The 24774-nt window shown below is 58.4% G+C and carries 23 protein-coding genes; 14 read left to right on the top strand and 9 right to left on the bottom strand.

The annotated features are described in order from the left end of the window. Window positions 1-464 precede the first annotated feature (464 nt). The 7 genes from NW806_RS10120 (at window position 465) to NW806_RS10090 (ending at window position 7919) form a co-directional block, all read left to right on the top strand. Entirely contained in the window at window positions 465-1106 is a 642-nt protein-coding gene (locus NW806_RS10120) for a Uma2 family endonuclease (protein WP_414411005.1), read from the top strand. Window positions 1107-1135: 29 nt separating this feature from the next. Beyond that, window positions 1136-3094 (top strand): RAMP superfamily CRISPR-associated protein, encoded by a 1959-nt coding sequence (locus NW806_RS10115; protein ID WP_414411004.1) that lies wholly within the window; start codon window positions 1136-1138, stop codon window positions 3092-3094. Window positions 3095-3488: 394 nt separating this feature from the next. Continuing rightward, complete coding sequence (gene cfa, locus NW806_RS10110) at window positions 3489-4628, top strand: cyclopropane fatty acyl phospholipid synthase (RefSeq protein ID WP_414411003.1); 1140 nt, start codon at window positions 3489-3491, stop codon at window positions 4626-4628. Window positions 4629-4745: 117 nt separating this feature from the next. Further along, window positions 4746-5189 (top strand): SufE family protein, encoded by a 444-nt coding sequence (locus NW806_RS10105; protein WP_414411002.1) that lies wholly within the window; start codon window positions 4746-4748, stop codon window positions 5187-5189. A gap of 13 nt (window positions 5190-5202) precedes the next feature. Next, complete coding sequence (locus tag NW806_RS10100; protein WP_414411001.1) at window positions 5203-6300, top strand: metal ABC transporter solute-binding protein, Zn/Mn family; 1098 nt, start codon at window positions 5203-5205, stop codon at window positions 6298-6300. After that, window positions 6297-7073, top strand: coding sequence for a metal ABC transporter ATP-binding protein (locus NW806_RS10095; protein WP_414411000.1), 777 nt, complete (start codon window positions 6297-6299; stop codon window positions 7071-7073). The genes NW806_RS10100 and NW806_RS10095 overlap by 4 nt, the downstream gene beginning before the upstream one ends. 9 nt (window positions 7074-7082) lie before the next feature. Further along, entirely contained in the window at window positions 7083-7919 is an 837-nt protein-coding gene (locus NW806_RS10090; protein ID WP_414410999.1) for a metal ABC transporter permease, read from the top strand. On the opposite strand, the gene NW806_RS10085 is transcribed toward NW806_RS10090, so the two are convergent. Continuing rightward, entirely contained in the window at window positions 7916-8707 is a 792-nt protein-coding gene (locus NW806_RS10085) for a hypothetical protein (RefSeq protein ID WP_414410998.1), read from the bottom strand. The two genes, NW806_RS10090 and NW806_RS10085, sit on opposite strands and share 4 nt — an antisense overlap. A 124-nt stretch (window positions 8708-8831) precedes the next feature. Between NW806_RS10085 and NW806_RS10080 the strand changes: the two genes are divergently transcribed. After that, window positions 8832-10364, top strand: a complete 1533-nt coding sequence (locus NW806_RS10080; RefSeq protein ID WP_414410997.1) for a leucyl aminopeptidase — start codon at window positions 8832-8834, stop codon at window positions 10362-10364. Between the two features lie 424 nt (window positions 10365-10788). Here the strand turns inward: NW806_RS10080 and NW806_RS10075 are convergent, their stop codons facing one another. Both NW806_RS10075 and NW806_RS10070 read right to left on the bottom strand, forming a co-directional pair. Further along, entirely contained in the window at window positions 10789-12174 is a 1386-nt protein-coding gene (locus tag NW806_RS10075) for a hypothetical protein (protein ID WP_414410996.1), read from the bottom strand. A 60-nt stretch (window positions 12175-12234) separates the two neighbouring features. Beyond that, entirely contained in the window at window positions 12235-13449 is a 1215-nt protein-coding gene (locus NW806_RS10070) for a hypothetical protein (RefSeq protein ID WP_414410995.1), read from the bottom strand. A gap of 335 nt (window positions 13450-13784) precedes the next feature. Here NW806_RS10070 and NW806_RS10065 point away from each other — a divergent pair, with 335 nt between their 5' ends. Further along, window positions 13785-15254 (top strand): hypothetical protein, encoded by a 1470-nt coding sequence (locus NW806_RS10065; protein ID WP_414410994.1) that lies wholly within the window; start codon window positions 13785-13787, stop codon window positions 15252-15254. Window positions 15255-15299: 45 nt separating this feature from the next. Here the strand turns inward: NW806_RS10065 and NW806_RS10060 are convergent, their stop codons facing one another. Both NW806_RS10060 and rpsO read right to left on the bottom strand, forming a co-directional pair. Next, complete coding sequence (locus NW806_RS10060) at window positions 15300-15734, bottom strand: PAM68 family protein (protein ID WP_414410993.1); 435 nt, start codon at window positions 15732-15734, stop codon at window positions 15300-15302. Between the two features lie 35 nt (window positions 15735-15769). Then, the gene (rpsO, locus tag NW806_RS10055) at window positions 15770-16045 is read right to left on the bottom strand and encodes a 30S ribosomal protein S15 (RefSeq protein ID WP_414395636.1); all 276 of its coding nucleotides are present in this window, start codon (window positions 16043-16045) and stop codon (window positions 15770-15772) included. Window positions 16046-16137: 92 nt separating this feature from the next. On the opposite strand from rpsO, the gene NW806_RS10050 reads away from it, so the two are divergent. Beyond that, on the top strand, window positions 16138-16842 hold the full coding sequence (locus NW806_RS10050; RefSeq protein ID WP_414410992.1) for a HEAT repeat domain-containing protein: 705 nt from the start codon (window positions 16138-16140) through the stop codon (window positions 16840-16842). Here the strand turns inward: NW806_RS10050 and apcD are convergent. The 4 genes from apcD to NW806_RS10030 form a co-directional block, all read right to left on the bottom strand. After that, window positions 16839-17324 (bottom strand): allophycocyanin subunit alpha-B, encoded by a 486-nt coding sequence (gene apcD / locus NW806_RS10045; protein WP_414410991.1) that lies wholly within the window; start codon window positions 17322-17324, stop codon window positions 16839-16841. The two genes, NW806_RS10050 and apcD, sit on opposite strands and share 4 nt — an antisense overlap. 136 nt (window positions 17325-17460) lie before the next feature. Continuing rightward, window positions 17461-18684 (bottom strand): type IV pilus twitching motility protein PilT, encoded by a 1224-nt coding sequence (locus tag NW806_RS10040; RefSeq protein ID WP_414411006.1) that lies wholly within the window; start codon window positions 18682-18684, stop codon window positions 17461-17463. A 352-nt stretch (window positions 18685-19036) separates the two neighbouring features. Then, a complete protein-coding gene (gene folE / locus NW806_RS10035; protein ID WP_414395630.1) occupies window positions 19037-19720 on the bottom strand; it encodes a GTP cyclohydrolase I FolE in 684 nt (227 codons plus the stop codon). A 128-nt stretch (window positions 19721-19848) separates the two neighbouring features. After that, complete coding sequence (locus NW806_RS10030; RefSeq protein ID WP_414410990.1) at window positions 19849-20574, bottom strand: SDR family oxidoreductase; 726 nt, start codon at window positions 20572-20574, stop codon at window positions 19849-19851. Between the two features lie 195 nt (window positions 20575-20769). Here NW806_RS10030 and NW806_RS10025 point away from each other — a divergent pair, with 195 nt between their 5' ends. The 4 genes from NW806_RS10025 (at window position 20770) to NW806_RS10010 (ending at window position 24771) form a co-directional block, all read left to right on the top strand. After that, entirely contained in the window at window positions 20770-21942 is a 1173-nt protein-coding gene (locus NW806_RS10025) for an ABC transporter ATP-binding protein (RefSeq protein WP_414410989.1), read from the top strand. Window positions 21943-22243: 301 nt separating this feature from the next. Further along, on the top strand, window positions 22244-23041 hold the full coding sequence (locus tag NW806_RS10020) for a Tic22 family protein (protein ID WP_414395624.1): 798 nt from the start codon (window positions 22244-22246) through the stop codon (window positions 23039-23041). After that, window positions 22978-23940 (top strand): peptide chain release factor N(5)-glutamine methyltransferase, encoded by a 963-nt coding sequence (prmC, locus tag NW806_RS10015; protein ID WP_414410988.1) that lies wholly within the window; start codon window positions 22978-22980, stop codon window positions 23938-23940. The genes NW806_RS10020 and prmC overlap by 64 nt, the downstream gene beginning before the upstream one ends. Window positions 23941-24090: 150 nt before the next feature. Then, window positions 24091-24771: a sensor histidine kinase gene (locus tag NW806_RS10010; protein WP_414410987.1), complete on the top strand. Its 681-nt coding sequence runs from the start codon at window positions 24091-24093 to the stop codon at window positions 24769-24771. Window positions 24772-24774 lie beyond the last annotated feature (3 nt).

Here is a 24774-nt window from a genome sequence, read left to right as displayed (position 1 = left end):
CCGCGGCGGCTTGGGGTGCGCTCACGGTAACCCGCAGCCAGGTGCTCGGTCATCTCTTCTTCCAACACCTGCTCGTTCGCGTAAGCGGTGCGGGGCACTATGACGGCCTTGACCCCTTCCCGGATGCGCCGGCTGATCTCCTCCTTGGTCAACCTCTTAAGCTCCTCTCGGTCCATTCCGCCCTCCATGCTTAACCCACAAAATACGCGACACTACCTTCCACCTGGGGCCTACTGCGCCTTAAGGCAGAAGAGAATGCCCTCAGCCAAGAGGGCAAAAAGCAAGTGGTCAAGGAATCTTTTAGTTGTCTAGAGGAGATCTCTGGCCAAAAAGGAATTGCTAGCTCTAATTATGCAATTGGGAGTTGAAGAGTATCTGGGCCTCACAGGACTGGGTCTGGCTTTAGCTCAGGAGTTTGGCTTTTGGGCCACGGCCATCTACCACGACGTCAAAGGAGGAGAGTAATGGGTGTAGCCATTCCCCTGCAGTCTATCCACCTCCAAGAGGGGAGCCGAGTGGTCATCCATTCGTTGACCTGGCAAGACTGCGAGAACATTCTGGAAGAGCTGGGCGAAGATCGCCATACTCGCATTGCCTACTGCAATGGAACTTTCGAGATTATGTCTCCCTTATCCAAGCATGAACGCCCTCATCGCATCGCTGGAGATATTGTAAAAGCCCTCCTCGATGCTCAGGGGAGAGACTGGGAAGATTTTGGCTCAACAACCCTCAAAAAATCTGGCAGTGCTGGAGTAGAACCAGACACCTGTTTCTATGTCAATCACCTGGAGCAGGTGCGTGGCTGTGAGGGAAGGATCGATGTTGATTTGTTCCCCCCACCCGATCTGGCCATTGAGTCCGATGTTACTTCCCAAACTTTTATCGATGCCTACAAAGCTATTGGCGTGCCAGAAGTTTGGATCTTGGATGGGCGAAGTTTGCGGATATTTATCTTGCAGGAGCAAGACTACGTCGAATCCAGCCGCAGCCAGCTTTTTCCAGACTTCGACATCCCCAAGCTTGTGCCTCAGCTCATTCAACGGGCCTTAGAGATTGGCACCAGCGCCATGCTGCGTGAATTTCGGCAAACTCTTGGCAACTCCTAACCCTTTTTCCCTTTTTTGGAGAAGATCCCATGACTGGTCATCGCTCTGCCCGTCCTGGCAACACTCCCCAGCCGCTTCCTCGTCCTCCCAGGCCAGGGGATCCCAGCCGCCAGCCACCCCAGGAAAATCGACCTAAAGGAGGTAATGGTGGGGGAAACCAGCCGCGCGGTGGAGGTGGTGGCCGAGGGGGAAACAATTCTCAGCCCTCGCCGTGGCTAGGTCACCCCTTGGATCCCACGCCCAACCCCGATCCCACCGCCGGCTTTGTTGAATATTTGCGCTGGATGCGAGCGCCGCTCGATGCTTTTAAAGACGGCACCAAGGCGGAGCTGGCGCACCAAGTGGAAACCAGGATCAACTTTGGAGCTCGCTTGAAGGTTTTGAATGAGCGCACCCAGCGTATTGCCAGCAACACCTTTCAGGTCACCTGTCCCTGGCGAATTCGAGTCGGTGGAGCCAAAGGCCCGGAGAGCATGCTGCTCCCTGCTTTCGATCACTTAGGGATCCCTTACCTTCCCAGCTCCACCTTGCGGGGGGTAGCCCGCGCCCAGGCTATTCGAGAGTTGATGCAGAAGCACAATCTGTCTTGGGAGGAGGCAGATAAAGCAGTGGCACCCTGGCTTGGGCATCTAGAAGCTGAGGATAAAGATAGTGCTGGCAAGGTGATCTTTTTGGATGCCTACCCTGTGCCGACCAAGACTCAAAAACAAGGGGATCCCGATAACTCCAGGTCGGGAGGCTTGGCTGTTGATATTGCCAATAACGTTTGGAGATGGAATGGCAACAGCTTGGAATATAAAGCAAATCCCAATGTCTTTTTCTCTCTCAAACAGGCCACGTTTTTAATCGGGATCCGCAAAGGCCCAGGCTGCACCGACGAGATGTTAGCCCAAGTGAAAGAATGGCTTATCCGCGGGCTGGAGCAAGGAGTGGGATCCCAAGTCAATACCGGCTACGGTCGGCTGATTCAAACTGGCAAAACTCTATCTCAATACAAGGGAGAATTCTTGCGGCTGCCTTTTGAGCTGGAGGGTCAGTTGATCCACGGGCGGCAAGTGGTCAACTGGAGACCTGATAAGAACCGGTATGACAACAAATCAATTGCCGAAGTCCGACCGGTAGCCTTTAAGAACATGCTGCGCTACTGGTTTCGAACCTTTGCCCTGGGTGTTTTGCCCGTGAAGCAGGTGCAGGAATGGGAGGGGCAACTTTTTGGGGCCATCACTCCCCAGCAAAAACACGGCTGGATCCATGTGGATTTGCTGAACGGCAAAGTCTCTCGGCCGGAGCCCAATCAGCGAGGAGAAGCCGCAGGCCAACAGGAAGGGATCCTTGTCTTGAGTTTTTCTAGCGAGTGCCAAAATTACGCTTCCCAAGCAGAGCAGGAGGCGGTGAAAAGGCTCTTTACTAACCTCACCTGGATGATGTTCCATCTGGGGGGTGTGGGCCAAGGTGCTAGAAGACCCTGCTACTCCCGCCAGGATCGCGACCGGCCTCCCTGGTGGCGCGGCTCTACCCTAATTCCCAAGTCAGAGAGTCCCTTCTGGGAGCTGCCAGGATCGGTGGTCGAGTTTCAGAAGCTTTTCCAAAAGCGACTGGGCAGCTTCTTTGAGGCTCTCAAGACTCTAACCCAGCAAGCCATTAACCCCAACAGCCCACAAAGTTTTGGCCGAGTTGACAGGGATAAATGGCCGGAAGCAGTGGATGCCAACCGCAAGATCGTGGTCTGTAGCGGCAGGGAAGATTCCGACAAGCCCTATGCCCTGGCAACTTTGCATCGCTTGGGTCGGCGGGGGGAAGGCCAGTACGACCGATTTTTGTGCGGGGGTGTCCAGGGTGGTGCTGTGCCTTCTCCGGTTTGGATTGCCGATTTGGATGATTACCAAGTGGTTACTGTTTTTGGGGCAACGGTGGATCCTAGGAGAAAGTATCTCGACGAGCTCAAGAGAGGTGCTGATGACTTTCAAGTCATCTGGCCCTTGAGATAGAAGAAACCTTTTCTACCCCGTCTTGCACCACAAGGCTTTCAGGCCCCAAAGCTCCCTCGCCGGAGCCCTTTTTGCCCACTTTTTTCCGGATCCCTCGCAAATGGGCCTTGCATTCCTTGCGCTGCTTGGGTTTAATGGGGCTAAAGTTCCCCCTTCGGGGGGATCCCTAGAAGTTGGAAACAAAACCAACAACTTTCGCCTCCATATCAACCTCCAAACAAAGCGTTCCCCCTTCAGGGGGATCCCTAGAACTTGGAAACTTCAACTCGACATCTTCCAGTCGCACAAAACCTATGATTAGTTCCCCCTTCGGGGGGATCCCTGGAAATTGGAAACATCTGCCAGAATCCCTACCAGCTACAAGCTCAAGTCCCCCCTTTGGGGGGAAAAGAAAATGGGGAAAAACCTCACCCTCTGGCATCGGCTAGCGCGCCGCTATGGGCTTAGGCTTCTGGAGGCTGCCGATATAGCTGTCAACGGCTCGCGGCCCTGGGATCTGCAAGTCCACGACGAGCGGCTATATCTGCGCTGCCTGCTCTATGGATCCCTGGGCTTTGGCGAGGCCTACATGGAGGGCTGGTGGGATTGCGAGGCCATTGATGAGTTAGTTTGTCGTCTCCTAACTGCCCAGGCACCGCAGCAGGTGGGTTGGCTAATTCAGCCTCTAGTGGCTTTGGACAGTTACTTTGTCAACCGCCAGCGGGGCAAGGGGGCATTTGTGGTTGGCCAGCGCCACTACGACATTGGCAACGATCTCTATGAGGCCATGCTGGATCGCCGCATGATCTACAGCTGTGCCTATTGGGATGGGGGCGCGCAAACTCTGGATGAAGCCCAAGAAGCTAAGCTTGACCTCATTGCCCGCAAGCTGGAACTCCAACCCGGCATGCGGGTGCTCGACATCGGCTGTGGCTGGGGCGGCACAGCCCAGTACCTGGCCGAACGCTACGGGGTGCAGGTTGTGGGGATTACTGTTTCCAAAGAGCAAGCCAAACTGGCCAGCGAACGCTGCCGGGGCCTACCGGTGGAGATTCGGCTGGAAGACTATCGCCAGACCCAGGGAAAGTTCGATCGGATTCTTTCGGTGGGCATGTTCGAGCATGTGGGCTACCGCAACTACCGAACGTTTATGCAGGTAGCCCGTCGCCTCCTGACCGACGATGGTTTGTTGCTTCTGCACACCATCGGCACCAATGTCGCCTACCAAGGTCGGGATCCGTGGACTGAGCGCTACATTTTTCCCAACTCGATGCTGCCCTCGCCTCTTCAAATAACCGCGGCCTTCGAGGGCCTGTTCGTGTTGGAAGACTGGCACAACTTTGGCATCAACTACGTGACCACCCTAAAAGCTTGGCACGCCAATTTTGAGCAGGCATGGCCAAAATTAGCCGACCGCTACGATGAGCGCTTTCGCCGCATGTGGCGGCTCTATCTCCTGATGAGTGCCGGTAGCTTCAAGGCCCGGGCTAGCCAGCTCTGGCAACTGGTCCTCTCCCCGAGGGGAGTAAAAGGCGGCTATCGCTCGGTGCGGTAGCAAGGTCTAGGATACCCGCCAAGCGCTGGCTGACCTAGGCTGCCCCTGACAGCGTCGGCAGGCGCTGAGGCAGCGTGCTACGATTTTGATTATCATTCTCATTCAGCCAGTGGGTTGATGCCCGAAGCTCTGCGGCAGATTGTAGGTCGCTTTCAAAAGGCCAAAACCCCTCGTCAGAAGTACGAGTTGCTCTTGGCCTATGCCAAGCGCCTGCCCCCTTTTCCCGAGTCGCAGCGGACGGAGGAGAATCTGGTGCGGGGTTGCGCTTCGCGGGTGTGGCTAGCCACCGAATTGAGGGACGGCAAGGTCTACATCCAGGGAGATGCCGATGCCCAGTTGGTCAAGGGCTTGGTGGCCATTCTGGTGGAGGGGCTAAGTGGCCTAGCGCCGGAGGAAATTTTGGGGGTTTCCCTGAATTTCGTGCGGGAGATGGGTCTTAACTTCAGCCTTAGCCCTTCCCGCAGCAACGGCCTGGTGAGCATGTTTGCCCTGCTCCAGCAGCGGGCCTTGACTTTCCAGCAGTTAGGCGCTTCCGACGCTGCCGCCTCTGTTGTCTCGTGAGGTGTTGGGGCCCATGACCAATAGGACTAACTCTCCGCGTTTGGCTCAACCTGTGCGGTCGCTGGTCTTGCTGGTGGCCGCTCTCTCAGTTGGGATCCTGGGCTGCTCACAGACACGCCGGGAAGAGCCCCAGGCCCAGCAGGGATCCGACCCCCCGAAGGTGGTGACCACCATCCTGCCGGTAACGCAATTTACCCGCGCCGTGGCGGGAGAGCGGGCGGAGGTGAGGCCTCTAATCCCTCCCCAGATGGGGCCCCACAGCTTTCAGGCTCGGCCCGAAGATGCGCGTCTGCTGGCCCAGGCAGATGTGCTGGTGATCAATGGGTTGGGAATGGAGACCTTCCTGGAGGGATTGATCGCCAACGCTGGAAACCCCAAGCTGCGCCTCATTGACAGCAGCCAAGGGATCCCGACTCTGCAGACGGAGGAGCCAAAGCATGGCCACGGCCATGGGCATTCCCACGGCCACAGCCATGGACACTCCCACAGTCACCCTCATGAGCACAGCCACGGCGAGTTAACCCCCCACATCTGGCTGGATCCGCGGCGGGCCATCCGGCAGGTGGAAAACATCCGCGACGGCCTCATGGCTGCGGATCCCGAGGGGGCAGAGATTTACCGCACCAACGCGGCTGCCTTTATCGAGAAGCTCAAGGCTTTGGACGAGGAAATTGAGCGGCGCCTAGCCCCCTTTGCAGGGAAAAAGTTTGTGGTCTTCCACAACTTTGCCCCCTACTTTGCCGAGCGTTACAACCTCAAGGCCGAGTTCTTGGTGGAGATCCCGGAAGCCAATCCCTCTCCGGAAGATGTGCGGCGGGTCATGGAGACGGTACGGCAGTCGGGCTTAAAGACCATCCTAGTGGAGCCTCAAGTGGGCAAAGACAACCCCTTTGAGGTTTTGGCCAGAGACCTAGGGATCCAAGTTCGCGTTTTCGATCCCATCGAAACGGCTGGCCCAGAGGGTCTGGAGCCGGAGTACTACCTAACCGTCATGCGGCAAAACGTGGAGAACCTGGTCTCCGCCTTTGAGAAGGAAAAGGCCTGGGTTCCCCTGCAGTTGCCCGTGGTGGGCCAAGCTGCCCTCGAACACCTGCTGGCGAGGGGGCGATGACCTCCCACTTGGGCGAAGTTGTCCTTTGGGTGGAGGGGCTGACGGTCTATCGGGGATCCCAGTTGGCCGTGCAGAATGTGTCGTTTGCGCTGGAGGCGGGATCCCATACCGCCATTGTCGGCCCCAATGGTGCCGGCAAGAGCACGTTGGTGCAGGCCATCCTGGGCATCCTGCCGCGGCAGTGTGGCTCGATTTGCATTCTGGGAGAGCCGCTGCGCCTGTCGGGGTACTTGCCCCAGAAAGTGCGGCAGCAGATTGCCTACGTGCCCCAGCGGTTGCAGTTCAACCCCGCCATTCCCCTGACCGTGGCCGAGTTTGTTGCCCTGGGCTGGGGATCCCTCAAACCTCGCTGGCCCTGGCAGCAGCAAGCTGCTCGGCAGGAAGCCGTCCAGAAAGCCTTGCAACGGGCCGAGGCTCTACACCTGGCCTCTAAACTCCTGGGTCAACTAAGCGGCGGCGAGCTGAAGCGGGTGCTGTTGGCCTATTGCCTAGTCTGGCCGCGGCGGCTGCTGGTGCTGGACGAGGCCCCCGCCGGCTTGGATAGCCCCAGCGAAGGGGAGTTCTATCGGATGTTGGAAGAGCTGCGCCGATCCCTGGGCTGGACCATCCTACAAGTCTCCCACGACCTGGAAGTGGTGTCCCGCCATTGCGACCGCGTGTTGTGCCTCAATCGCTCCCTGATCTGCCAGGGATCCCCCGAGGTGGCCTTGGCCCCAGAGATGCTGAGCTGCGTCTACGGCCCCGAGTTTGCCCGCTACATCCACCATCACTGAGGAGGGGAAATGCCGGAGACCTGGGTGCGGGTGGTGGAATTGCTGCAGTTGCCCTTCATGCAGCGGGCCCTCCTAGGCGGGGTCCTCACAGGGGTGACGGGGGGACTGCTGGGCAGTTTTGTCATCTTTCGGCAGTTGGCGTTTTTCAGCGATGCCCTGGGGCATTCGGCGCTCTTGGGTATTGTCGCGGGAGTAGCCCTGGGGCTGAATCCTACGGCGGTGCTGATGGGGTTTGGGGTGGTGTTTGCCCTGGGCGTGACCTTTATCCTGGAACGCACCCAGCTTTCGCCGGATACGGTGCTAAACATCATCTACTCTTCCTCCCTGGCCCTAGCCATCCTCGGCTTGAGCTTGATCCCTGGCTACCGCGGCAACCTCAACCAACTGCTCTTCGGGGATATCTTGGGCATTGGCCTGCCAGCTTTGTGGATGAGCAGCCTGCTCCTGTTACTTGCCCTAGGGTACATCGCCCTGACCTTGCCTGCTCAGATGCTGCTTACCCTGGACGAGTCGCTGGCGCGGGCGCGAGGGGTGGAAGTGGGCTGGCAGCGGCTAGCCTTTGTGGTGCTGCTGGCTTTGGTGGTGGCGCTGTCGATCCGCTCGGTGGGGGTGCTGTTGGTGAGCGCCTTTGTGGTCATCCCCGCCTCGACGGCGCGGCTTTTGGGATCCAGCTTTACAACCTATGTGCTGCTAGCCATGGCCTTGGGAGGCTTGAGCGCCGTGCTGGGGATCCTCCTTTCGGCAGCCTTTAATCTGCCCTCCGGACCCAGCATTGTTGCCACCCAGTTGCTCTTTTTTCTCCTAGCAATGGCACTAAAGGGGGTATGGCAACTCCTACGCCTCTAGCTGCCGGCAACCCCAAAAGCCCTCTGAAACGGCCTTTCCCCCCAGACCTGGCCAAAGAGGCGGCGGTAGCTTTCCGGGAAGACCTGGCCCATGAGGGTAGGCTGCTCGTAAACCCGCTTTAGGGTGTTGAGATCCCGTTTGGTGATGGTGGGCACCCGCAGCAGGCGGCGATTGCCAGTGGCCTCGGCGTGGTGGCCGCCGTACATCAGATCCCGCGGGTTGGGACTATGGCCCCACAGCCCCAGCCCATGGCCAATCTCGTGCCGAGCCACTGCCGTAACTTCTGCCAGCCCCTGGCCTTCGATGATAACAATGCGCACCCGCTGCTGCAGCGAACCATCGGCGGCGAAGAAAAACTCTGGGCGGGCTGCCCCCGCTATTCCCTTGCCAATGGGAGGAACGCGGTAGATGCTCATCCCGTAGAAGGCCTCCTCTTCTTTGGCTACCACCTTGAGCGGGATATAGGCCGACCACTCCTTCACCGCCCGCTCCACAAAGGCTTTCCACTGGGGGTGATCCCCCTGGATGTAGACGGGGATGGGGTAGAAGGCCCACTGGGCATAAGCTCCGCCTGGCAGCAGCGGCTCGATCTCTTCGAAGTAGTCTCCCGCCGACTTGTCGTAGGCGTAGCGGGCTAGGCCTGGGGGCAGCTTGAGGCGAACCGGCTGCGGCAGCTCTTCCAGGGGTCTCTGCGCCTGAGCCAGGGATCCCACTCCGCCTACCGCCAGGGCAAGGAGCATTGCGCAGGCAATAACCCCAAGCTGAAGGATGGAACGCCGCCAGACCATACCTTGGGTCTCTCCCTTTCTGATTAAAGGCTATTGACTGGAAAGGCCCATATCCCCTGGCCCAGAAGTGGCGGAATTGGCTACACTGAGAGTCTGCTGTCCCTAGCTTGGCCAAAGGTTTCCCATGCAGCTTCGTCTTGGCGAGCCACCTCTAACGCAGGCCGAATGTGCCCTGGTCTACTGCTTTGCCCCCAGCGGCGAAAACGCCACCTTCCCGCTGCCTGCTGAGATCGCTTCCCTGGACGAGAAGGTATGGTCGGGGCTGGTGGCGGAAGCGGTTCAAGAACAGAAGTTTCAGGGCAAGCCCAACAGCAGCCTCGCCCTGCGCCTGCCAGGGCCTATCCGCAAGCTGGTGCTGGTGGGGCTGGGGGATCCGGCGGCACTAACCCTGGAAGGACTGCGGCGGGCTACTGCCAACGGCCTGCGCCAAGCCCACAGCCTTAAAGCCAAGCAGGTAGTGCTGTCTTTGCCGGAAACTGGCTTGGATCAGGGGCGAGCAGTGCAGGCGGTAGTTGAAGCCAGCCTCCTAGTGGCCCACCAGGATAACCGCTTCAAATCTCCCCCCAAGCCCGACGAAGAGCGCGGCTTTGCCGTTGAAGAAGTCACGCTCTTGGTGCCGGGACTGGCCCAGGCCCGCCAAGACTGTGAGAACGCCCTTCAGCGGGCCACCGAGATGGCTGCCGGGACGATCCTGGCCCGCGAACTGGTGGCTGCTCCCGCCAACGTCGTCACGCCCCCTGCCCTGGCTGACACTGCCCGGCAACTGGCCCAAGACTACGGCCTAGAGGTGGAGATCCTGGGGCGGGAAGAGTGCAAAGCCCTAGGCATGGGGGCTTTCCTAGGCGTGGCCCAAGCCTCGGATCTGCCGCCTCAGTTTATCCACCTCACCTACAAGCCCAAGGAAGGGGAGCCTGTTGCCAAGTTGGCCTTGGTGGGCAAGGGCCTCACCTTCGACTCCGGCGGCCTCAACATCAAAACCGACTCCCGCAGCATTGCCATGATGAAAACCGACATGGGCGGGGCGGCAGCCGTCTTGGGAGCGGCCCGTGCGCTAGCTGCCCTCAAGCCGCGGGTAGAGGTGCATTTTATCGTGGCCGCCACGGAAAACATGATTAGCGGTCGGGCCCTGCACCCGGGAGACATCCTCACCGCTTCCAACGGCAAGACCATCGAGGTCAACAACACCGATGCCGAGGGCCGTCTCACCCTGGCCGATGCCCTAGTGTTTGCCGAGAAACTAGGGGTGGACGCCATTGTTGACCTAGCGACCTTGACCGGCGCCTGCGTCATTGCCCTAGGAGAGGAAATCGCCGGCCTCTTCACCCCCGACGAGAAGCTGGCCCAGGAGCTGCAGCAGGCAGCCAACCTCTCGGGCGAGAAGATTTGGCGCTTACCCCTGGAAGAGAGCTATTTCGAGGGCCTCAGCTCCACCGTAGCCGACATGAAAAACACCGGTCCTCGCTCTGGCGGCTCCATCACTGCTGCCCTCTTCCTTAAGCAGTTTGTGGAGAAAACCCCCTGGGCCCACTTAGACATAGCTGGTCCCGTCTGGGCCGAAAAAGACTCGGGCTACACCAACAAAGGCGCTACTGGCTACGGCGTGCGCACCTTGGTGGAATGGGTCCTGGCACGGGAGATGGCAGCCGCCTCCTCCTAGCATGGTTCACCACTCCCGAAGCTCTGCCTGTTGCGTAGGCGGGTCTTGAACGATCCCCAGAGTAAGGCTTTGTCTCTCCAGAAAAGGAGGGCTCTGCTGGAGGGCTTGCAGGGTCACCAGCCGCGGACTTTCTTCCTCTTGAGGTAAGGCGCTGCTATGCTAGGTCCGCTGCAAGAGAGGCTGCTACAGACCTGCCCTCCGACGATTGATGGAGTGGGAGCCAACCCAGAAAGTTGGCTCTGCAAAGGAACTGACACGATATGTGCTACTCGACTTTGACCGCTGCAAACTTCTGAGCTGCAATTGGGGGAGTCGAAGAGTTAGTAACCGTTACCAGTGCAGCAAAAGAAAAGCCGATTGGGTGTAGCTCAACAGTCTCACCCAAGATGGTCTTGGACATTCATACAAGCCAGGCATGTATCGTCTACTTAACTGTAATGTTCACACGTGCCTGCGCCGAGATAGGAGGACTAGAAGAGTCCGTAACAGTCACCAATGTCAAGAGAGTAGAGCCAATGGGAGGAGTGTCTTTGGTGGCTGGACACTGCACCTTGATTGCCCCCGTTGGCCTGTCAAACGAAAAGCCATCTGGCGGTGGAGGTTCAGGCTCTGCCTTGAAAGTTAGGGGTCTAAGGACTCTACCTTGGATGGTAATTTTTGGACTTACGATGACTAGCTTACCAAGGCTGTTGGTGCAATCTACTGATACTGAATCCCCATATTCAAGCTGGATAGAACCTACAGCTGATTTCACAGGAATCACAAAGTTAATACCACTGGTCAGGAAGTTGCTGGCAGTAGTTAAGGATGGGTTAAGCTTAATAGTGATGGAGCCAGTGAATACCCCTTCCGTTAGTCGAATAACTCCGAATTCTTGAGGCCCTTTGCTACCTTCCTTAAAGAGGAGAGTAGAGGTCGAAACAGTGAACGGAGCGCCCGCCCCAAAGGGGTTAGGAGTTCCGCTGACATCCAAAACAACCTGCCCACCAATCGGAGGGGCTGCGAGTTCGACCCTGACAACCTTGGTAGCCCCAACTATGTCATTATCGAGAAACTCTATCGTCGAAGGGGTAACCGTAATGGTAGGCGGCGCTTTCTGCAATACCTTAACCGGCACAAGAACATTCACACTGCCCACCGGGTAATTGACAGCTGTTGTGGCAGGGTCGCGGGTAACTATTATGGTGGCATTGCCTTCCTGAGTGGCCGGGATCAAACGGGTTAATGTAACTGTGGGCTTATCCTCGGATCCCGGTGGAATGACAACAGTTACGAAAGAGGCAGCTGTTGTAGAAACACCCACCACCTGTGGGTTATTGCTTTCCACCTTCAACACCAAACTGCCATTAGCAGGAGCTTTGGAAGGCGTAAGGGTTATAGTTTCGGTAGAACCAACAGTTGTGCCTTCCGCAAACACAACTTTTTCCGGCGTAACGCTAACTTTCTCAACAGGGAACGGCGTCGGGGGAGGGAAAGGGGTAGAAGGAACAGGGATCTCCGCCTTAATGGTGGGAACAGGAGCAGGAGAGGGAATCGGAGGAATGGTTGGGGCTGGGAGAGGAGGTTGGATAGCAATGGTAGGAGTTGGTAAAGGGATCCCTGGGGCTATAGGAGGTAAACCCACCTCAGTGCCTCCGGTAGGTACGCTGGGCGTTTGCGGCGGAATGATCGGCCCAGGAACAAAGCTAGTGGCGCTTTTGTCGTTGGATTGCTGACAGCCGATCAAGCTTGCCGTAGTGAAGAAAACAGCCCCCGCGCTGCCTAAAGCCCGCAACCAACTTCTTTCAGTCTTGAACTTTTGCACCTTCATTTCCTGCCACCTTCGCTTACAAAACGGAAGTCCTCTCCAAAGCCGCATCACCATTGGCTGCTAGTTAGCTACTAGAGTGATGGGAGGAGCTGCACTGGGTAGAGTCTGATTGTTCGGCACAAATAGCAGCGGCAATGTGTAGATCCCAGGAGCCGTTGCTTGAATGGAGACGTTCACCTCGCAAGTAGCACCTGCTGCTAGAACTCCGCCCGAAAGGTTGATGATCCCTGTTCCCGGTATTGCGCCCAAAGTGCCCCCGCAGGTATTTGGATTGGCAATGCCGGCAGGTGTGGGAGGATTGGCCACGACTAGCCCCTCTGGCAAGACTGCCTGGAAGCTGAGACCACTCAAGGGAATAGCGCCAGCCAGTCGGTTATCGACCACAAAGGTGAGGGTAACAGGTGTATTGACCGGCGCTGGATTGGGCAGTAGGAAGCGAGCAAACAGGGGCGAGGGTCCCACTCTCACAGGAACCGGCGTTGGCACAGGAGTGGGGCCTGAGGTAGGCGTAGGTACAGGCGGCAGAGGAGTAGGAGTTGGCTGAGGAAGGTTGCCACAGGGTGGAATTGCAGAGCCGCGAACCTCGCTTCGAGTTTCCCCTGGATTGAAAATTGAGTCATCAACCCGCAAAACTTGTCCAAAAGCATCTCTAATAGTTAGGACAAAAACAATGTCATCTCCTGTCAGTATTTCTCGGTTCTCGATCCTCCTAATTCCCTTTGAAAAAATCCTCAAGTCATCGAAAAACCTAGGATCCGTTGGAAACGTGTAGCTAAAGTTGAAGCCGTTAGCGTCGGCAAATGTGTTGCCTCTCCCAACTAGCAAGTTTCTGAACTGACTTATGGCCTCAGGCCGGATCACGCCAGTAACATCTGTTCCACAAGTGATGTTCAGAACCTGGATGTCTACGCTTGCTATCCCTCCTCGAACAATTAGGTTGGTTAAATCCACCCTGTAAGAGAGCGATGCAAACGGCTGGTCGACGTTGAAGCCGCCCCCTGGCCCAAATTGAGGCGGATCCGGCAGATCGGGTTGAACTGGCGGCGGGGTGATGGGGGCAAAGTCCGGCCCGGGGCGGAAGGTGATGGGCGTGAGGTTGGGTGAAATGGTGGGAGCCACGGCCACGGGGGGAGGTGTAGACCCATCGGCAGTCAAGAGAGGCGGCAGCCCGCTGGTAGTCTCGCTGCTGCAACCAGCGGCCAGGGCCAGCGAAGCCCAAGTCACCAGAAGGGAAAGGCCACCACGGCCAAGGGCTGAACCAGAACGTCGTTTCATCAGGGAAGTCTCCACTCACTCACACCACAGCAAGTTCTTCCAACTGCGTCCAGCCGAGATCCACTGAATCTGCCCATGTGCATTGGCAAGATTACGTGGAGATCCCGTTTCAAGGGGGAATGTCTGCCGTTAGTTCTACTGCATCTCAGAGCGTTGTCAAGCCAGCGGCAGAGCAAATGCAAGAAATTGTTCTGGAAATGGCCCATCCCCTAGATATGGGGTATCATAGCCTCGAGCAGGGGCAACCAGCCTACCTGTAGCGTTGGGGGTTGGGTGCCTTCCCCTCCATTTTGTGTGTGAATTTCCCCAGATTAGGGTGTGTGAGGCAGTGCCGTATGAACTTCAAAGGTCGATCATTGGCAGTGTTGTGTGGGGTTTTGCTCTTAGGGGGCTGCGGCGAGGTCAATGAGGCGCCAACCCTACCTGGGCCTGTCCAGGTGGATCCCACAGCGTTTGTCTCGGCCCAGGAGTATCGCTTTACCCCCGGCTCGGTGCTGGAGACCACCAGCCTCCGCTTGGACTATGTCAATCCGAGGTTTGACAACGGGATCCCTGTGCGCACCAACCCCCTCCAAGGCAGCGGTGAAGCTCGCATCGCCAATGTTGAAGCCCGCATCTTGCCTGTGAACGAGATCCCAGCCAGTGAGCTGACGATTGACTCAACTCTTCGCTCCAGCACCCTGGCCATCCAAATTGGGCAAACCACACCGCTGGTGAATCTTATTGCCTTCGGCCCCAACGACGGTAGGCTGTCTACGCAATTCAATATCGCCGGGCTGGTTGCAATTTCGACAAACCCCAACGACCAGCGCATCCGAGTGAACACCACCTTCAGAGCTGTCCGAGATGACAAAACCGTTTTAACGCTCACTGTGCGTCGCATTCTGGTGAACAGAAATGGCAGTCAGGTCGTTCTCGAGGGGGACTCTTCTCTCATTGTCCCTACCACAGGGGTACTCTATGAAGATCCTGGCCCCAACGGCAACCCACCAGCAGGAAGCTTTGTCAACCCTCCTCCACCTCAAGGTCCTGTAGTCGCTATTCTCCAAACGGGCAATTTCTCCGCCAGCTTTGTGGTGCGGCAGCGAGGTGTTGCAGGTGATGGCACTCCTGAAGATGCCTTGGCTCTCTATGCCCGCCTGAACTTCCGCCCCAACCAGGCGGAGATCGTTTACCGTCCCGCCCAGGTGGGTACCCAGTCAGTGCTGTTTGCTCCGGATCCGAGTCGACCGAACATCTTGCCCAATCAGTTGGTTCGCATCCGGCGCCTGTTGAACGGTCGTGTTCAGGCGGAGTTTGATCCGGCCAACACCAGCACAGTCCTCAACTTTGTCCAGGTCAGCCCGCCACCGCGACCTTTCCCCACACCGATTCCCCAGTTACCTGTCCCTGGGCGTCCAGATGCTCCTACAGCCTTTGATTACTTTTTCTCATTGCGCACAGAGCGCTCTACAGGTACCCTGCCCGGCTCGCCTGTGGAAGGAACCAACCTTGAGCCCGTTATCCTTCAGGGCATTGTGCCCACCACAGGAGATTTCGTCTTCCGCACCCTGGCTGGAGCACAATTAGCGGGGCCGTTTAACCGGCTTGACGTAGGGGGTGGCGTTCAAAGGGGAAACCTGAACCTTATCTTTGACTCAACCACTTCTGCAGATCGAATTTCTGGCCAATGGTTTCTAGAACAAGAGTTCCCCACCGGCAACGTTGAAGGCGGTACGGCGGATGAACCAGGAAATGCTCCTAGCCAGGAAGGGGCCATTTTGATCATCCGTGGGTTCTTTGAGGGAACTGAGGTGCGGCTATAGCCCCAACAGCTTGTTTTGAACCCCTCCAGCCAGAGCACAAAGCAGCTAGGTCTCGTCGGCTTTCGAAGAGGCAGAGCCGCTTGCTGCTTCGCGCCATTGCTGGAGGAAAATGCCTAGGTTGCGGCGGAACTCACTAACCCCCAGCAGGGATCCGGGCTCTGGATCCCAAGAGGCCGAGAAGACACCGTAGCTGATGCCCAAAAAGCCAAGGCCAAAAAAGGCCAGCGACTCCACCAAAGTAAAGTAGGGGGGCAGGGCTATCACATGGTTGGTTAGAAGGTAGTAGTTGACAACAAAGCTACTTAGGCCAAGCGTAGAAGGGATCCCAGAAAAAATTAGGATCCGCCGCACCATGCGCTGGCTTACCTCAGGGGGAATGACAGCAGCCCGCTCTCCTTTGGCTGGCTTTTTCTCCCCCTGGCCAGCAGACTGACTGGGGCGGCCTTGAGAAGCTTTGGAATGGCGGCTAGATTTGCCCACGGAGGTAGCTCCTCGGCTGTGCTTTGACTAGCTAGCTACTTCTTCACCCGAATGTTTAACCGTTCAACCAGCTCCCGGAAGCGCTCGGGATGATGCTTAGCGATGTAGTTGAGCAGTCGCTTGCGGCGACCAATCATCATCAGCAAGCCGCGGCGGGAGTTGAAGTCCTTGGGGTTTCTCTGAAGGTGCTGCGAGAGTTGGTTGATGCGGCTGGTTAGCAAGGCAACTTGCACATCGGCAGAGCCAGTATCAGTGTCATGCAGTCGATATCTCTCGATAATCTCCTGCTTTTCTTTCTGCAATAAGGCCATAGGACCGAAAGACGGCACACACTGCTTCAGAATGATAACACTGAGTTTTCCTTCTTTGCTACAGCCAGAGAAAGCTACGGAGGGAAAGAACTATGACAACAACTGCTGGGGATCCGCCTTCACTGACAGCCTTGCTGCAGCTGTTGAACTCTCAGGATTTGGGAGAGCGGCTGCGCGCTATTAACAAGGCCAGAGAGCTCTCCCCGCCGGAAAGCTTGACGCTGTTGCAGCAGGCAGTAGCCGACGAAAATGCCCGCGTCCGCTACGCTGCCATCAGCCAACTGGGCACCCTGGCCGCAAAAGGGATCGATCCAGCCATCCTTTTGCCAATTCTGCAGCGGTCTTTGCGGGAGGATCCCGAGTTCGACGTGCGAGCTGCCGCTGCTGCTGCTCTGGGGGATCTCAAGCAGCCGCAGGCCCTGGCCGATCTCCTAGAGGCCTATCAGCGGGAGACGGAGTGGCTGGTGCGCTTTAGCATCGTTGCCGCCCTCGGCGAGCTAGGCAACCCCGCCGCCTTCGACACGCTGGTGCAGGCTCTCCAGGAAGGAAATGAACTGCTAATCACCGCCGCTGCTGCAGCTTTAGGGGATCTGGGGGATCCGCGGGCCATCCCCTACCTGGAGCCCCTCATCGCTTCTGAGGATTGGCAACTGCGCTACCGCGTCTGCATTGCCCTAAGTAAGTTAGGGACGGAAGCTGCCCAAGCTGGTCTTGCCCGGCTTGCCCAGGATCCCCAGGAACAGGTAGCCGCCTGCGCCCGTGCGGCCCTAGCCTCCCTTTCCTCCAAGGGCAGCTAGCTCAGGGCATTGATGATGTAGTCAAAGTAGGGAGCGGCCTCGGCAGCCGAATCGGGATCCAACAAGCTGAGGGCTGCTTCCTTCAAAAAGACCATCGCATCGATCATGCCGGCAATGGGTACGTTGAGGCTGTTGTACATTTCCCGCACCCCTATCAGGCCAATGGACTCGATTGGCTCCTTGCTGCCAGCGACGATGCCGTAGGTTACCAAACGCAAGTACCAGTCGTAGTCCCGCAGGCACTGGTTGTAGCGCTTTTCCCCATAGGCGTTGCCACCAGGTTGTCGGTATTCAGGTCGCTTGGCAAATAGCTGTTTCTGGGCCTGATCGATAATCCGCTTTCTATTCTCAGTTAACACCTGAGCAATCTGCAGCCGTCTTTCCCCGCTGCTCATGTAGTCTTGGATAGCTTGCAGCTCGCTAACTGAGAGATAGCGCAGCTGGTTATCTGCAGTTTCGATGAGCTGGTTGATCACGCTCACGGTAGAGATTCTCCTGTTTTCTAACTTGCTTTCACCACCAACCTATCCCCCTAGCCAAAGCTTGGCTGAGGAGATAAGCATGCCCGTTGCTCTCAGTCTAGGATAAGGCAAGCCTTCCCTCAAGCACCTGTCCTGCCTATATCCGGCCCCGCAGCCACTGGGCCATCTCGTTGCGCCGCGGAGCTGCCTCCAGGCACACCTCCGCCGTAATCCGCCCCTCCTGATAGAGCCGAAACAGCGACTGGTTCATGGTACACATGCCCTCGTAGGAGCCGTCGGCAATGAGCTCCTCGATCTCGTCCACCGCTCCCCGCTTGATGTAGTCGCGAATGGCATCGGTGTTGCGCATGATCTCGTGGGCTGCCGTGCGCTTGCCGTCGGTGGTGCGCACCAGCGTCTGAGCAATGATGGCCACCAGGGTTTCCGCCAGCTGCAGGCGCATCGGCTCCTGCTCTTCCGGCTTGTAGATCCCTAGCAGACGCTCGATGGTGCGAACAGCGCTGTTGGTGTGCAGGGTTCCAAACACGAGGTGGCCTGTCTGGCCAGCCTTGAGGGCGATATCTACGGTTTCCCGATCCCGCATCTCCCCAATGAGGATGATGTCCGGATCTTCCCGCAGGGAGGCTTTCAGAGCGTTAGCAAACTCCAGGGTATGGATCCCAACCTCCCGCTGCCGAATCAGGGATTTCTTGCTCTGGTGAACAAACTCGATGGGATCCTCGATAGAAATGATGTGCTTGGCAAAGTTGGAGTTGATATAGTCCACCATTGCCGCCAGCGTCGTGGACTTACCGGAGCCAGTTGGGCCAGTCACCAGCACGAGGCCCTTGGGCTCCTCGGCAATGCGCTTGAGCACTTCCGGCGCCCGCAACTGCTCCAGCGTCAAAATCTTGAGCGGGATGAGGCGCAGCACCATGGCTGGCCCAAGGAGGGAGACGAAGCAGTTGACCCGGCAGCGCACCAAGCCCTCGTACTGGATGGCGGTATCCAGCTCTAAGCACTCTTCAAACTGGCGGATTTGGTTTTCCGGCAGGCTTTCCCGCAGCCAGCTATAGAACATCTCAGTGGTGGTAACGGGGTGGTTGCTGATCACAATTTCCCCCCGATCCCGAAAGCGGGGTACTTCTCCCACCCCCAGGTGAATGTCCGAGTAGCCTTTTTCGTAGGCTTCCTGCACCAGTTGGCGCAGCGTCGGGCCAGAGGGGGCAGACTTAGGAGCAGCAGCCAGCGGGACCTGACCAACAGCCGTCGGACGAGCCGGCGGGACAAAAGGCGGAGCTGCTGGCTTGGGAGGCGAGGCCTGAAGCCGAGCTGCAGCAGTGGGCAGAGATCCCTGCGGAGGAGCCACAGAGCCCGGCATGGGCACTGGCGTCTGGGGAGGGGCGACAGCCACCTCTGGCGGGACGGGCCGGCCCAGGATAGGCTTGGGAGCGCTGGCGGAAGGACGCGAGCCGATCCCTGGCGCGAGAGGGGTAGTCCTGTTCACCAACGGATCCAGCTGAGTTGGGGGTTCCGCTGATGGCGTTTGGGCAGCCGCCCGTGGGGAGCGTTGGACGCCAGGCGGGGTTGGCGGCTTCCAACCAGCGTCTTTTTCGGGGCTGACCTCGCTCATGACAGGCCTCGCTGCTGGCAGAGTTTGCATCAATCTTAGGCTAGTATTCCCCACTTAGGTAGGGGATTAATCTCCTTGCCGGCAAAACTCTGCGGGAGCCTTAAAGGTTGGACGGGTGGCGAATAAGGCTCAAGAACTCCTCGCGCGTGCGGGGATCCTCCCGGAACACCCCCACCATCGAGCTGGTAACCGTCCAGGAGCCTGGCTTTTGCACTCCGCGCATCACCATGCACATGTGGGTAGCCTCGATAACCACTCCAACCCCATAAGGATCCAACACCTCCATCAAGGCTTCCGCAATTTGCCGGGTCAGGCGTTCCTGAACCTGCAGGCGGCGGGAGTACATCTCCACAATACGGGCAATTTTGCTCAAGCCCACTACCCTTTGCTTAGGAATGTAGGCCACATGGGCCTTGCCGATGAAGGGCAAGAGGTGGTGCTCGCAGAGGCTAAACACAGTGATGTCCCGCAGCAGCACCATCTCATCGTGGCCTTCGTCGAAGATGGCCCCATTGATGAGCTCTTCCAAAGACTGTCGATAGCCGCTGGTCAAAAACTTCAGCGCCGCCACCACTCGCTCCGGGGTTTTCTTGAGGCCCTCCCGCTCGGGATCCTCGCCAATTCCCCGTAGCAACGTCTCCACTGCCGCCACCATTGCCGGATCTAGGCTTTCTGAAGTCTCTGGCTCTGTCGAAGGGGACAGATCGCGGAGAACCCGAGACTTGAGGTTGGCTTTGTCGCTCAGGCGAAACTCGGCACTCAATCCAGGCTTGGCAAGAGTCATAGCAAGATATCCCTTGAGTTGAAACGAGGAGTTGAAGAAATTTGTCAGGAGAGACGCTGCCGCGAGATGGTCGGCTCAAAAGCCGGGCTGACAAGCATTGCTTTCGGAAGGGTCAGAGCTGGCCCCACCTACAAGGCCCCGGCTGCTGGCATGAGGGTTAGGTCCTCCACTACAGCACCCCTGGGCAGGCGGACGAGATAGGCCACCACATCCGCTACCCACTCCGGCGAGAGCATCTGGGAGCGGTCAAAATCAACCTCCACCCTATCCCAGAGGGGCGTGTTCACCGCTCCAGGGCAGAGGCTAGTTACCCGGATACCGTGCTGCCGTTCTTCCTCAGCCAAGGCTTGGGAAAAGCCGAGTAGGCCGAACTTGCTGGCACAGTAGGCCCCCCAATTGGGAAAAGCTCGCTTGCCTGCAATCGAGACCACGTTGACAATCACGCCGAAGCGCTGCTGGCGCATTCCCGGAAGGACGGCTTGGGCACAGAGGAAGGCTGCTGTTAAGTTTAAGTCGATCACCCGTTGCCACTCAGATAGCGAGAGAGTGGCCAAAGGCCCAACGCGGGCTATGCCGGCATTATTCACCAAAACATCACAACCGCCAAATCGATCCAGAAGAGCTTGCAGCCGCTGCGGTAAAGCGGTCAAATCGGCCAGGTCGATGGGAAAAACCTCTGCCTTTCCCCCTTTTGCCTGGATCTCCGCCTGCACTGCCAGCAAATCAGGTTGAGAACGAGCCACTAGCGCAACTGTCAGCCCCTGCTGGGCTAGGGCCAGGGCCACAGCTTTGCCGATCCCTCGACTGGCCCCTGTAACCAGAGCACGTTCCGGCAACTTGGTCTCAAAACTCATCCACAAGAAAACCCGACACGCGCCGTCGGGAACAAGCGCCGCCAGAGCCTGAGAAACTTTGTTAACTCAGTGTAACACGAGTTCCTGCTTGCCCCTTCTGTTCCCGCTGCCCCTTATCTAACCGGCAGCAGGCCGGGGAGGGCCGGAGGTGTGGTAGCATGGTAAGGGTAGTGAAAATCTCTTGCAACAATTGTCATGGCCGAGTTCTTGGCTTTCTCGATGTCCAACGCTGGCCAGGCGGACTCTTCCTACATTCTTGAGGTTGAGGGCCTCAGCAAGGGTTTTCCTGGTCAGCGGCAATTGGTTTTGCAGGAAGTGGCGTTTCGCCTGCCCCAAGGGGATATCCTGGGGATCGTCGGTCCGTCGGGCTGTGGGAAAACCACCTTATTGCGCATCATTGCTGGCTTTGAGCAGCCGGACAGCGGCCGGATCCGAATAGGGGGTCAGGTGGTGGCGGGGGAGGGGCAGTGGGTTCCGCCAGAGCGGCGGGGAGTGGGGCTGGTGTTTCAGGACTTTGCCCTGTTTCCCCACCTGAACGTGTTGGCAAATGTTATGTTCGGCCTTCAATCTCCTGCGGTGGCCAGCAAGAGGCAAGCTTACCACCAACAGGCGCGGGAACGCGCCTACGAGGTGTTGCGGCTAGTGGGCCTAGAAGACTATGTCCACCGCTATCCCCATGAACTTTCGGGTGGACAACAGCAGCGGGTGGCGCTGGCCCGAGCCTTGGCCCCCAAGCCTAGCCTAATCCTGTTGGATGAGCCGCTGAGTAACTTGGATGTGCAGACGCGCTACTACCTACGGGAGGAAATTCGCAAGATCCTCAAGCAAACTCGGACTTCGGCCATTTTCGTTACCCACGACCAAGAAGAGGCTCTCTCTCTTTCCGACTGGGTGGCGGTGATGCGGGGAGGCCGTATTGAGCAATGGGGATCGCCAGAGGAGGTCTACCGAGAGCCGGCTACTCGTTTTGTGGCCGAGTTCATTACCCAGGCCAACTTTCTCCGCTGTGAGCTGCGCGAGTGGGGCTGGAAAGTTGAGGGGCTGCTGCACCTTCCCTTCCATGCGGTCGGGGATCAGCCCGACTCCAATCTGCAGTGGGCAGAGTTGATGGTTCTGCAGGAGGAGCTCCGCCTGCATCCCGATCCCCAAGGAAAGGCAATCATTCGGGATCGCCAGTTTTTGGGGCGGGAGTATCGCTATTGCCTAGCCACGGAGACGGGCAAGGAGTTGCATGCCCTAGCGCGGGAGGCATTGCCAGTGGGCACGCGAGTTCGAGTTACCGTCGAGCAATGCCGCCTGTTTCGTCCTGAGGAATCCCTGGCACCTGATCTCAAGCAAAACCACTCCAAAAGCAAGGGCTTTGCCTGAAGTTGGGATGAGGATTCACGGTTTGCCCTGAGATCTGCATCTAGGGTGGTTCGATTTCCTTCGACCCCGTATATAGTAGGGGGTATGCGGGATCCCCACCCAAATCAGGAGCCTTACCCCTCGACAGGGCTTAACAAATGCTTTAACTTGACCTCTAGGGTGGCCTAGGAGCTCTTGCCAGGAGGGCACCAAGAACAAGGCGCGACGTTGGGAGTAGATGATGGAAATGATGCACAGCAAGGCAGCGCCACCTTTGCGATTCTCTTGCCGCTCTGCAGCGCAGGCCGGCAGACGGGCAGCAATGGCGTTAGCCCTCCGTAGCACTCTGCTGCTGGGGCTGGTGGGGATCCCCGTATTGGCTCAGGGGAGCTTCTGGCCGGCTCAGGTAGTGGCAGCCCCCCTGAGTCGTCAGGAGGTAGCCGAGCGGCTCAATCTGGTGCCGGTTTTTGCCATTGTCTCGCAGAACGGCACCCCTGTGGTTGCCAACGTGGAGCGGGAGGGTCGCACCATTCAGGTGGCTTCTCTTTGGCTAGATCAAAACCAAGCCCAGCAAGCCCTAGAGCAGGTGAAAGCCAAAAACCCCGAGATAGGCAAGCAAGCCCGAGTGGTGCCCATCCCCCTAGGCTATGCCTATGAGAAATCGGAAGAAGAGCGAGCTAAAAATAGCAATCTGTACTTTGAGGTGGTGCCCCGCCCTGGCGATGTAGAGGCAGCCAAGCAGGTGCTCAAAGAAACGGGGCAAAAGGTGCCCCCAGAGGCCATTGGCGTGCCTCTGTTCTATGGCCGCTCCCCCGAGGGGCTGCTGACCATCGAGCAGAATGGCCAGGAAGTGGTGCCTTTCTTTTTTGACCGCAACGACCTAAAGAAAGCTCTGGAGCGGGCGGCGGCGCAAAACCCCAGCGTGGTTGGCAAAACCCAGATTGAGGTCACTTCCCTAGCCATTGTGGTGGAGCGCATGTTGGCACCTGATGCCCAAGAGGATGTGCAAAAGATTGCCTTCATCCCACCGCGTGCCTCGCTGGAGTACGTGCAGTCGTGGATACGCTCCGCAACTCCCCAGGCCAGTCCCTCGGCCACGCCTCAACCTCAGCGCCGTTGAACCAAGCTGCAGGGGGATCCCGCTCGGCGCTGGTGGAAGAGTTGCTGGCATGGCGGGCGCAGGCTCTCCAGGCAGCACGGGCTGCTGGCATTTCCCCGCAGGAAGTGGATCTCTTGCTTAGGGAGCATCTGGGCTGGGGGCCATTGGAACGGCTGCTGGGTCGGCCGCCAGTAGGGAAGGGGGATCCGCTGGCCGAGGTGGAGGCGCTGTGGCGGCGTCGGCTAGAGGAGCGCATCCCTCTGCAATACCTGCTGGGCAAGGTAGAGTGGGCAGGGCTGAGCTTGCAGGTAACGCCAGCAGTGCTGATCCCACGCCCCGAGACTGAGCTGCTGGTGGAGCAAGCCTTCCTGTGGCTGCAGGCCAACCCTCTGCCCCCGGGCTCCCCTTTTGCTGACTTGGGTACCGGCAGCGGCGCCATCGCCATTGCCTTGGCCCACAGGCACCCCCAGCTGCAGCTTCTGGCCGTGGACGTGAGCCCGGCAGCCCTGGCAGTGGCGGCAGCCAACGTGACCGATCACGGGCTGCAGGAGCGGGTGCATCTGCTTGAGGGATCCTGGTTTACGCCTTTGGATCCCTGGCGGGGTCGGCTGCGCGGCCTTGTCTCCAACCCTCCCTACATCCCTACAAGGGAGCTAGATCACCTCATGCCTGAGGTGCGGCTGCACGAGCCGCGAGAGGCCCTGGACGGCGGGGAAGATGGGCTGGTTCATCTGCGGGTGTTGATTGAGGGCGCGCCGGATTATCTAGCCCCCAACTCCTTCTGGGCAGTGGAGGTGATGCAGGGCCAGGCACCTTGGGTGGCCGAGCAGTTGCGAGCGCAGGGGTGTTACCAGCAGATCCAGGTGCACCGGGATCTGGCCGGGATTGAGCGGGTAGTCAGCGCCTGCTTTGTCGGGTAAAAAAATGGTGAGCAGCGTTGCCAGCCCAGAGAGGGGCCAAGAGCTGCTGCCGCCAATGACGGGTTGCCTTTCCAGTTGAGCAAAGCCTTGCCTGCCACCCCCCCCGATCCTCCCTCTTTCCCGCCTGCCCCTGCCGCAGACCAGGAGGGGATGGACTGGCAGTTTGCCTTTGAGCGCTCTGAGGTGATGCGCGCTTTTCAGCAGGAGCTTCTGGTGAGTATCGGCCACGAGCTGCGCAATCCCCTCAGCAGCCAGATGGGAGCCCTGCAGTTGGTGTTGTCCAATCTGTGCGACTCTCGAGAGGAGGAGCGAGAGTGCCTGCAGAGCGCCAAGGAGGCGGTGGAGCGCCTGCTCAAGCTGCTGGAAGAATACACTCGCCTGGCTCGCCACGACCTGCCCATTCAGCCGCTGCGGCCAAGGCCAACGCGCCTGCGTCCTCTTTTGCAAGAGATCCACAGCCTCACTCGGCTCCAGGCCCAGGATCGGAGCATCCGCTACGACTGGACCGCTCTTCAGTCCTCTTGGCTTCCCGACAGCCTCACTGTCTGGGCGGATCCCCATGGCTTGGTGCAGGCGCTGCTGGGCGTGTGTCGCTGGGGCATTCGCACCCTCCGCTACGGCTCAATGGCTCTGAGCGCCTATCCTGGCGGGGAGGAGCACTTCTGTCTGGAGTGGGACCTGGAAGGGCGGTGCTGCCTGCCCATCCAGCCACAAGACAGCGCCGCCTGGCGGGTTAGCGAGCGGCTCCTAAGGGAAATGGGAGGCCAGCTGGAGCTTTGGGAGAGCGGACTCCACCGCGTTGGCATTAGAGCAACGCTGCGCCTTGCCTAAAGC

This window comes from Synechococcus sp. W65.1 (assembly GCF_047461615.1).
GTDB lineage: Bacteria > Cyanobacteriota > Cyanobacteriia > Thermostichales > Thermostichaceae > Thermostichus.
This window is presented reverse-complemented; position numbering and strand designations above follow the sequence as displayed.